Raw genomic sequence first — 9,091 nt, forward strand, 5'->3', positions numbered from 1 at the left:
ACGCAGCCAGTTCTTCAGGCTCGAGCAACCCTCGGCCTCGAAGTCGCGGTGCTCGTCGACCTCCGCGACCAGGACCACCTTCTCCGCGTCGATCGCGTTGGAGAGTCCCTGCAGCAGCCGCAGCGCGTCGGTGGGCGCGGGTAGGCGCGCAGCTCGGCGGCGACGGCCTCGAGCCGGTCGGCGAGCTGCGTACTGGACATGCCCCTATGATACCGAACACAGAAGCGAAAGAACACTGACAAAGGCCATGCTTGCAGCGAGGCTAAGGTCACCAGGTGCCGACCGGCCGCGACCGTCGTAGCCTCGGGACATGACCTCCTCCGCACTGCCCGACGTCCCCACCCAGCTCTTCATCGGCGGCTCCTGGCGCGACGCGAGCGGCGGTGCGACCTTCGCCGTCGAGAACCCCGCGGACGGCTCGACGCTGGTGGAGGTCGCGAACGGGACCGTGGAGGACGGCAAGGCCGCCATCGACGCGGCCGTCGCCGCGCAGCCCGACTGGGCGAAGGTGCCGCCGCGCGACCGCGGGGAGATCCTGCGTTCGGCGTTCGAGACGGTCGTCGACCGCGCCGACGAGCTCGCCACGATCATGACGCTCGAGATGGGCAAGCCGCTCAGCGAGAGCCAGGCCGAGATCACCTACGGCGCCGAGTTCCTGCGCTGGTTCTCCGAGGAGGCCGTCCGGGTGTCGGGCCGCTACTCCGTCGCGCCGAACGGCGCCACCCGCCTGCTGACCCTGAAGCAGCCCGTCGGCCCGTGCCTGATGATCACGCCCTGGAACTTCCCGCTCGCGATGGGTACCCGCAAGATCGCGCCCGCCATCGCCGCCGGATGCACGATGGTCGTCAAGCCCGCCGGCCTCACCCCGCTCACCATGCTGTGGCTGGCGAAGGTGCTCGAGGAGTCTGGCGTGCCCGAGGGCGTGCTCAACGTCGTCACGACCAAGAGCACCGGCGAGGTGATGGAGCCCATCATCCGCGACCCGCGGCTGCGCAAGCTCACCTTCACCGGTTCCACCGAGGTCGGGCGCTCCCTCGTCGAGCAGAGCGCCGAGGGCCTGCTGCGGGTGTCGATGGAGCTCGGCGGCAACGCCCCGTTCCTCGTCTTCGCCGACGCCGACGTCGACGCGGCGGTCGAGGGCGCGATGCTCGCGAAGATGCGCAACATCGGCGAGGCGTGCACGGCCGCCAACCGGTTCATCGTCCATGCCGACGTCGCCGAGGAGTTCTCCTCCAAGCTCGCCGAGAAGATGGGCGCCCTGAAGATCGGCCCCGGCCTGGAGGACGACGTGAAGGTCGGCCCGTTGGTGGAGGAGAAGCAGCGCGGCAAGGTGGCTGAGCTCGTCGACGACGCCGTCGAGAAGGGCGCCACCGTGGTCACCGGCGGCCAGGTGCCCGACGGCCCCGGCTGGTTCTACCCGCCGACCGTCCTCACCGACGTGCCGCTGTCGGCGAAGGTGTCGACGGAGGAGATCTTCGGCCCGGTCGCGCCGATCTTCACGTTCACCGACGACGACGACGCGATCCGCATGGCGAACGACACCGAGTACGGCCTCGTCGCCTACGCGTTCACCACCGACTACGCCCGCGCGGTGAAGGTCTACGAGGGCCTCGAGACGGGCATGGTCGGCATGAACCAGGGCATCGTCTCGAACCCGGCCGCCCCCTTCGGCGGCGTCAAGGCGTCCGGCTTCGGCCGCGAGGGCGGTGCCGAGGGCATCGAGGAGTACCTCGAGACGAAGTACGTGGGCCTCGGCGGCCTCTGACCGCAGCTCGACCGCTCACGCCGTGCCGTGGTGCTCTGCGTGACGGTCGACGCGCGCGAGCCAGTCCCGGACGAGGGCACCCGTGACACCGGGCTGCTCGAGGTGGACGTTGTGGCCGGCCGTGTCGAGGACTGCGTAGGTGCCGCGTGGGTAGTGGTCGCGCAGGGTGAGCGCGTCCTCGTAGCCGACCACGTGGTCCTGCCGTCCGAGGACGTGCAGCGTGGGTGCGGCGAAGGGCTCCGGGTGCGCCACCTCGGGCACCGCGGGGAGGGCGTACGCCGACGCAATGCGCTCCATGGCGCCCGGGTCCGCGCCGCGCAGGCCGGGGAGGACGTACTCCTCGAACGACTCCAGCGAACGAGCGTCCTGCACGACGCTCATCGCCGCGAAGTCGTCGCGTGCGTCGCCGGCGCGCTCGAGGACCGCGTCGTCGCGGTGCAGGACCGTGCGTGGCGGGACGTCGCGTGCAGCGTGGTCCGGTTGGACAAGCCCGGCGACGGTGGCCAGACCGAGGACTCGGATTCGACGCTCGTGCGCGAGCCACCGCGCGATCATCCCCCCGAAGGAGTTCCCGATCACGGCGAACGGCTCGGTGCCGAGGTGCTCCTCGACCTCGGCCAGGACGCCCTCGGCCACGTCCTGCGCGCTCGAGGCGGCCGCGTCGTGCACGGCCTCCGCCCAGGGCAGGTCGACGTACACGCGGCGCCAGGACACGTCGCTCACCATGGACTCGAGCGGCAGCATGATCCGGTGGTCCACCCCGAAGCCGTGCAGCACGACGAGGGGGCGACCCGTCCCTTCGACTCGAGCGATCACGCGACGACGGTAGCGCTGAGCCCCGACGGAAGCCGCCCGCGCGGGGCGGCGACGGGACGGCGGGTCACACGCTGACGTCCGCCCGGCGCTCGTCCGCGCGCCGCGGGCCCCGGCCCGACTGGAACTGCTCGACGTAGAGGCGGGCGTAGAGGCCGCCAGCAGCCAACAGCTCGTCGTGGGTGCCCTGCTCGACGACCTGCCCGTCCTCGACGCCGAAGATGACGTCGGCGTCGTGGATGGTCGACAGCCGGTGCGCGATGGCGATGGTCGTGCGGTTGGCGCGGGCGCGCTCGAGCGCCTGCTGCACGAGCCGCTCGGTCTCGGTGTCGAGGGCCGAGGTGGCCTCGTCGAGGATGAGGATGCGGGGGTCGGCGAGCAGCACGCGGGCGATCGCGAGCCGTTGCTTCTCGCCGCCGGACAGCCGGTAGCCGCGCTCGCCCGTGACGGTCTCGTAACCGTCGGCGAAGCTGAGGATCCGGTCGTGGATGTTGGCGTCGCGGGCAGCCTGCTCGATCTCCTCGGCACTCGCGTCGGGCCGGGCGTAGGCGAGGTTGTCGCGGATGGTGCCGTGGAACAGGTACGGCTCCTGCGTGACCATGCCGACGGCGCCGGTGACGGTGTCGAGGGTCAGGTCGCGCACGTCGTGGCCGTCGATCAGCACGGCACCACGGGTGACGTCGTAGAAGCGTGGGACCAGGTAGGTGGCGGTCGTCTTGCCCGATCCCGACGGCCCGACGATGGCCGCCAGCTGGCCCGGCTCGACGCGCAGCGACACGTCGCGCAGGGCCCAGGCGTCGTCGGGCACGGGCGCGGCGACGCCGTCGGGCCGGTCGATGCGCACCGTTGAGTCGCCGAACCGGTCGCCGGTCCGCCCCCCGCTGAGCGAGCGCGGCTCGGGGTAGCGGAACCAGACGCCACGCATCTCGACCTCGCCCCGCACCGTGGGCAGCGCGACGGCACCCGGCCTCTCGACCACGGCAGGCTGGAGGTCGAGGTACTCGAAGATGCGGCGGAACAGGGCGAGCGACGTCTGGACGTCGAGCGTCACGCGCATCAGCTGCAGCAGCGGCATCTGGAGCCGGGCCTGGAGCGTCGTGAACGCGACGAGCGTCCCGGCGGTGAGCGCGTCGGCCCCACCGGGCAGGCTGCCGGTGATCATCAGCCCGGCCAGCAGGTAGATGAGGGCCGGCGTGATCGCGAAGAACGTCTGGACCGTCGCGAAGAACGTGCGGCCGGTCATCGCCTGCGCCACCTGCAGGCGCGCCTGCTCCCGGTTGGCCTCGCGGTAGCGTTCCGTCTCGGACTCGGCGCGGCCGAACACCTTCGACAACAGGATGCCCGAGACGCTCAGCGACTCCTCGGTGATCGCGGTCATCTCCGACAGCGACTCCTGCGTGCGGCGCGCGAGCTTCTGGCGACGTCGACCGACCCGCAGCTGGATGGCGATGAACGCCGGCATGAGCACCAGGGTCAGGACCGTCAGCTGCCACGACAGCAGCACCATGGAGACGACGGCGGCGACGACCGTGACCGTGTTCTGCAGGATGGTCGTCGCAGTGTCGGTGAGCACCGTCCGCACGCCGGCCACGTCGTTGGCGAGCCGCGACTGGATGGCACCGGTCTTCGTGGCCGTGAAGAACGCGAGCTCCATCGTCTGCAGGTGGGCGAACAGCTGGCTGCGCAGGTCGGCCATCGCGGAGTTGCCGATCGTGGCGGTGAGCCAGTTCTGCCCCACGGAGATCAGGGCCGTCACGACCGGGATGAGGCACATGAGCCCGACGAGCCGTCCGAGCAGGCCGAGGTCGGCGGGGCCGCCGTCGGTGGGGAAGAGCGCCTGGTCGAACACGGCGCGGGTGAGGAACGGGATGACCGACGTCAGCGCCGCGCCGGCCACGACGGCGACGCAGACGAGCACCAGCTGTCGGCGGTAGGGCCGCAGCAGGGAGGCGATGCGTCCGAGCACGGGGCTGTCGGCGGCGGCGACCTCCTCCTGCGACAGGTGCGTGACCTGGGCACCCCGTGGCATCAGGCGTCGACTCGTGACAGCTGCAGCTCCTCGCGCACGGTGACCAGCTCGGGGGTGCCCCACACGCCGACGTCGGTGCGCAGCATCGCCCAGAGACGCATGGTGTCGGGGTCGTGGACGAGCGCCGCGTCGACGGACAGCTCGAACGGGGTGGGTCCGTCGCCGGCGACGCTGGCGGAGGCGGCCAGCACCTCGCCGTCGGGCGAGACGAGCTTGACCGTGAGCACGCCGCCGTCGGGCAGCGCGACCTTCTCGCGGGTCGAGGCGGTCCCGGTGACGGAGAGGGTGCTGATGGAGGCCATGCCCTGAGCCTAGGCCGTCAGCCCTCGGTGAACACCTCTGGCGAGTCGGCGCCCGTCCTGCTCAGGTGGAGGCATGGGACGGTGGCTGGTGCTCGGTGGCACGGCATGGCTCGGCCGCGAGGTCGCGCGGAGCGCGCTGGAGCGGGGGCACGACGTCACGTGCCTGGCGCGTGGCGAGAGCGGCGACGTCGTCGACGGCGCGCGCTGGGTGCGTGCCGACCGCGGCGGTCCCGACGCCTACGACGCGGTGGCAGGACCGTGGGACGCCGTCGTCGACGTCGCCCGCCAGCCGGGACACGTCCGCTCCGCCCTGTCGGCGCTCGGCGCCGCGACCGCCCACTGGACGTTCGTGTCCACCGCCAACGTGTACGCGGACCTGTCGGGACCGCTGCACGAGGACGACCCGCTGCGCGACCCGGTAGCGACGGACGAGGTCGACGCCGAGCAGTACGGCGAGGGCAAGGTCGCGTGCGAGCGGGCGGTCCTCGCGCACGCCTCCCCGCTCGTGCTGCGTGCGGGCCTGCTGGCCGGCCCGGGCGACCCGTCGGACCGGTTCGGCTACTGGCCGGCCCGGTTCGCCCAGGCCGACGCCGACGACGTGCTGGTGCCCGACCCGCCGGAAGCGTGGTGCCAGGTGGTCGACGTGCGAGACGTCGCGACGTTCGCGGTGGATGCAGCCGAGCGCGGTGTCACGGGGGTCCTGAACGTCGCCGGGAACGGCGTCGCGCTGGGGGAGGCGCTGCTGCGGGTCGCGCAGACCGTCGGGTTCCGCGGACGCCTCGTGCCCGTCGGCCCGGAACGGCTGGAGGCGATCGACGTGCGGCCGTGGTCGGGCGAGCGCTCACTGCCGCTCTGGCTGCCCGACGGCTACGGCGGCATGATGCGGATCGACACCGCCCGGGCGGAGGCCGCGGGGCTCGTCCGTCGCCCGCTCGAGGAGACGGCCGCCGAGGTGCTCGCTGACGAGCGCGCACGAGGTCTGGACCGACCCCGCGCGGCGGGCCTGACGCGCGAGGACGAGCTGGCCGTCCTGGCCGCCGCGACGGCGTGACGCGTCAGCGAGGCGCGGTGAGGGCCTCGGCGAGCGAGAGAGCCGGGCGCCCCAGGAGTCGAGGGACGTCGTCGCTGACGTCGGCGAGCTCGCCGTCGCGGATCGCGGTGTAGGTGCTCACCCACGCGTCGACCTGCCAGTCGGGGGCGCCGTAGTGGGCGCGACTGGCGCGGGCCTCCTCGAGCGTCTCGTCGTGGAAGCGGTGCGGTCGGCCGGTGACCTCGGTCAGGACGGTCGCGATCTCCGCGAGGGTCAGCGCCTCGGGGCCGGTGAGGTCGTAGGCGCGGTCCGCGTGGTCGCCGGGATGGAGCAGCACCTCGGCGGCCACGGCGGCGACGTCACGCTGCGAGACCGCCGCGACCCGTCCTTCGCCGGCCGGGCCGCGGATCACGCCCTCCTCGTCGGCGAAGTGCGGGAACACCTCCGCGTAGAAGCTGTCGCGCAGGAAGGTCCACGCGAGGCCGGAATCGCGCAACAGGTCCTCGGTGGCTCCGTGGTCGCGGCCGAGCGTGAAGGTGCTGTCGGCGGCCGCGCCCACGAACGACGTGTAGACGACGTGCCCGACCCCGGCCTCGACGGCCGCCTCGACGACGGAGCGGTGGTCGGCCAACCGGTCGGCGCTCTCGTGCCCGGAGACGAAGAAGAGCGCGTCGACGCCGGCCAGCGCCTCCCCGAGCGCGGGCCCCTCGTCGTACGCGCACTGCCACACCGGCAGCCCCAGGTCGGGGGCCCGGCTCGGGTCGCGGACGAGCAGGCGGGCCTCCGCCCTGGCCTCGGCGAGGTGGCGGGCGACGAGCCCGCCGACGGTCCCGGTGGCGCCGGTCACGGCGATGGTGGTCATGCCCGGTGCAACGACGGGAGACCGGCCCGATGTTCCGCGCAGCCGCTCGTCGCTCATCCGTCCGACCGCCCTCCGACGGCAGGACGCCAGTGCATCGCCGCCGCCACGACACCGTCGCGCTCGCCCCACCGTCCCCGCAGACGGGCAGGGAGGGACGTCCGGGCGACGGCGTCGAGGATGACCTCGAAGCTGCCGTCGCGGGCGAGGTGCACGGTCACGTCGTCGAAGCCCAGCCACCGCCGTTCCAGGGGGAACCAGACCTTGTAGCAGGCCTCCTTGGCGCAGAACAGCAGCCGGTCCCACGGCACGGAGGCGTCCTGGTCGGCGAGGTCAGTGAGATGGCGACGTTCCGCCGGCGACGCGACCACGTTGAGCACGCCGGGTGGCAGCGGCAGGCTCGGCTCGACGTCGATCCCGAGCGCGCGGACGTCGCCGCCGTGCGTCACGGCGCACGCCGCGTAGCCGTCGCAGTGCGTGATGCTGCCGACCACGGAGGCCGGCCACAGCGGCTCGCCCCGGTCGCCCCGGCGAAGGACGGGCACGTCTCGGTCGAGCTCGGCCAGCGCCGCGTGCGCGAGGAGTCGTCCGGTGGCCCAGTCGTCCCGCCGACGCTCCCCCGCGCCTGGCACCAGACGGCGCTCCTCCTCGGCCAGGAGGGCCCACGCCTGACCAGGCGCGCCGGACCGCCGCGTCTCGTGGACCACCGCCTCGTCCGGCAGCAACGACGCGACGAGCGGGGTCACGGCTCGACCGGGCGGACGGCGGGTCGGCGGTGACGGTCCACGCCGACAGGCTAGTCGGCGCGAGTGCGAGGATCGGGCCCATGGCCCACGTCCGCCCTGCGGTGCTCGCCGATGACGCCGCCCTGCTCGGTCTCGACCTCGCGACCTGGAGCCCACGGTGGTCGCCGGGCGAGCCGCCGGCCCGCGACGCGTTCTTCGGCGAGCGCAACGGCGGTCCGGGCGGCTTCCTCGTGGCCGAGCGCGACGGCGCGGTCGTCGGCTACGTGGCGCTCCACCGGGCAGGTGGTCTGGCCACGCACGCGCACGTGCGGATCATCGACGGCCTGGCCGTGGACCCGTCGGCCCGGGGTCGGGGGACCGGCGAGCTGCTGGTGCGTGCGGCCGTCGAGCGGGCGCACGCCGAGGGCGCCGCGAAGGTGACGCTGCGGGTGCTGGGCACGAACCCGGCTGCGCAGCGGCTCTACGAGCGCTGCGGCTTCGTCGTCGAGGGCGTGCTCGTCGGGGAGTTCCTCATCGACGGCTCACCCGTGGACGACACGTGGATGGCGCTGCACCTGCGCTGAGGTGCGTCGCTCGGATGGGCAGCTCAGATGGTCTGGGCGACGACGTCGAGCTCGACGGGCACGCTGCGGGCGCTCGACCCGGCGCTGATCCACAGCCCGACGGTGCGGGCGGCGTCGGGCTCGCTGGGGATCCACTCCGCGATCCATGCGGCCACGGCGCGGTCGGCGGTGCCGGGCCAGACGCGGTGGACGGTGACGCGGGCGGGCGTCTCGAGGACGGGGAGGTCGACGTCGGGGTCGATCTCGACGACCACCTGGCCGTACACGTCGGCGGGCAGCAGGGCCAGCGCCGACTGCAGCACCACGAGGTCGTCGGCGCAGCCGGCGAGCAGCACGTGCTGCAGCGGGACGCGGCGACGGTGGGACCTCATGAGGTGAGTATAGGCTTACCTGCGCCGGTTGAGGCAAGGGTTGCCTATCTCACACGTAGCGGTTCGCTTGCTCGTGGCGCGGGCTGCCTCCTGCGCTGTTCCCCTGTCGGGCGGTGACTTCTCCACCGAATGGACCGGTCGGCCGGGGTGCGCGGTGTGGATTCCACCCTCTGAGCGCTGAGACGGTGGAGAAGTCCCCGCCCGGAGCGGGGATTCGGTGGAGGACGCACCAGGACCCCCGTCATCGGTGGCTCGGCAACCGCAGCGGCCTCTCTGAGGTTGCAGATCCACCGATGGGGGCGAAGGCCGGGACGGCCGACCACGCGGGGCGTGCTCGTTCCGTCGAGGCCTTTCGGAGACCGCCCTCACCACCGGCCGCACCACCGGCAAGGTCTCCGCGCTCCAGGGGACCATGCTGTCGCGGATGCTCCGCGCCGGCCGGCGCGAGTCGGCGGCGGCGTACGTCGCCAGCACGCTGCGCGCCCAGGAGTGGCTCGCCGCGGAGGCCGACGGTCTGGGGCTCGGGCTCGAGCGCAGGCCGGCGGCAACCTACGCCCCGACCGCGCGGGCGACGGGGACGGTCCGCAGCGAGCACGACGCCGCCCGCGACCTC

Annotated in this window: 10 protein-coding genes; 4 read left to right on the plus strand and 6 right to left on the minus strand. The window is 73.1% G+C overall.

The window, feature by feature from the left end; genetic code table 11:
• The first annotated feature begins 310 nt into the window (after window positions 1–310).
• A complete protein-coding gene (locus A6Q79_RS11700; RefSeq protein WP_289016908.1) occupies window positions 311–1,765 on the plus strand; it encodes an NAD-dependent succinate-semialdehyde dehydrogenase in 1,455 nt (484 codons plus the stop codon).
• Between the two features lie 15 nt (window positions 1,766–1,780).
• On the opposite strand, the gene A6Q79_RS11705 is transcribed toward A6Q79_RS11700, so the two are convergent.
• The 3 genes from A6Q79_RS11705 to A6Q79_RS11715 form a co-directional block, all read right to left on the minus strand.
• Window positions 1,781–2,581, minus strand: a complete 801-nt coding sequence (locus A6Q79_RS11705) for an alpha/beta fold hydrolase (RefSeq protein ID WP_289016910.1) — start codon at window positions 2,579–2,581, stop codon at window positions 1,781–1,783.
• Window positions 2,582–2,645: 64 nt separating this feature from the next.
• A complete protein-coding gene (locus A6Q79_RS11710) occupies window positions 2,646–4,607 on the minus strand; it encodes an ABC transporter ATP-binding protein (RefSeq protein ID WP_289016912.1) in 1,962 nt (653 codons plus the stop codon).
• Window positions 4,607–4,909, minus strand: a complete 303-nt coding sequence (locus A6Q79_RS11715; protein ID WP_317698352.1) for a YbaY family lipoprotein — start codon at window positions 4,907–4,909, stop codon at window positions 4,607–4,609. The genes A6Q79_RS11710 and A6Q79_RS11715 overlap by 1 nt, the downstream gene beginning before the upstream one ends.
• A 73-nt stretch (window positions 4,910–4,982) precedes the next feature.
• Here A6Q79_RS11715 and A6Q79_RS11720 point away from each other — a divergent pair, with 73 nt between their 5' ends.
• Window positions 4,983–5,960 (plus strand): NAD-dependent epimerase/dehydratase family protein, encoded by a 978-nt coding sequence (locus A6Q79_RS11720; RefSeq protein WP_289016915.1) that lies wholly within the window; start codon window positions 4,983–4,985, stop codon window positions 5,958–5,960.
• A 4-nt stretch (window positions 5,961–5,964) separates the two neighbouring features.
• Here A6Q79_RS11720 and A6Q79_RS11725 read toward each other — a convergent pair whose 3' ends face one another.
• Complete coding sequence (locus A6Q79_RS11725; RefSeq protein ID WP_289016917.1) at window positions 5,965–6,801, minus strand: SDR family oxidoreductase; 837 nt, start codon at window positions 6,799–6,801, stop codon at window positions 5,965–5,967.
• A 53-nt stretch (window positions 6,802–6,854) separates the two neighbouring features.
• A complete protein-coding gene (locus A6Q79_RS11730; RefSeq protein WP_289016919.1) occupies window positions 6,855–7,544 on the minus strand; it encodes a 4'-phosphopantetheinyl transferase in 690 nt (229 codons plus the stop codon).
• 80 nt (window positions 7,545–7,624) lie between these two features.
• Between A6Q79_RS11730 and A6Q79_RS11735 the strand changes: the two genes are divergently transcribed.
• Window positions 7,625–8,107 (plus strand): GNAT family N-acetyltransferase, encoded by a 483-nt coding sequence (locus A6Q79_RS11735; RefSeq protein ID WP_289016920.1) that lies wholly within the window; start codon window positions 7,625–7,627, stop codon window positions 8,105–8,107.
• A gap of 23 nt (window positions 8,108–8,130) precedes the next feature.
• On the opposite strand, the gene A6Q79_RS11740 is transcribed toward A6Q79_RS11735, so the two are convergent.
• Complete coding sequence (locus tag A6Q79_RS11740) at window positions 8,131–8,478, minus strand: hypothetical protein (RefSeq protein ID WP_067861036.1); 348 nt, start codon at window positions 8,476–8,478, stop codon at window positions 8,131–8,133.
• A 424-nt stretch (window positions 8,479–8,902) separates the two neighbouring features.
• Here A6Q79_RS11740 and A6Q79_RS11745 point away from each other — a divergent pair.
• The coding region (locus tag A6Q79_RS11745; RefSeq protein ID WP_317698356.1) for a hypothetical protein at window positions 8,903–9,091 on the plus strand (189 nt) is incomplete at its 3' end.

This window comes from Aeromicrobium sp. REDSEA-S32_B7 (assembly GCF_001626145.1).
GTDB lineage: Bacteria > Actinomycetota > Actinomycetes > Propionibacteriales > Nocardioidaceae > Aeromicrobium > Aeromicrobium erythreum.

Bases quoted from the DNA above. Each gene is read 5' to 3' on its own strand.
- A6Q79_RS11700 (WP_289016908.1), top strand. From the start codon at position 311: ATGACCTCCTCCGCACTGCCCGACGTCCCCACCCAGCTCTTCATCGGC.
- A6Q79_RS11710 (WP_289016912.1), bottom strand. From the start codon at position 4,607: ATGCCACGGGGTGCCCAGGTCACGCACCTGTCGCAGGAGGAGGTCGCC.
- A6Q79_RS11715 (WP_317698352.1), bottom strand. From the start codon at position 4,909: ATGGCCTCCATCAGCACCCTCTCCGTCACCGGGACCGCCTCGACCCGC.
- A6Q79_RS11720 (WP_289016915.1), top strand. From the start codon at position 4,983: ATGGGACGGTGGCTGGTGCTCGGTGGCACGGCATGGCTCGGCCGCGAG.
- A6Q79_RS11725 (WP_289016917.1), bottom strand. From the start codon at position 6,801: ATGACCACCATCGCCGTGACCGGCGCCACCGGGACCGTCGGCGGGCTC.
- A6Q79_RS11735 (WP_289016920.1), top strand. From the start codon at position 7,625: ATGGCCCACGTCCGCCCTGCGGTGCTCGCCGATGACGCCGCCCTGCTC.
- A6Q79_RS11740 (WP_067861036.1), bottom strand. From the start codon at position 8,478: ATGAGGTCCCACCGTCGCCGCGTCCCGCTGCAGCACGTGCTGCTCGCC.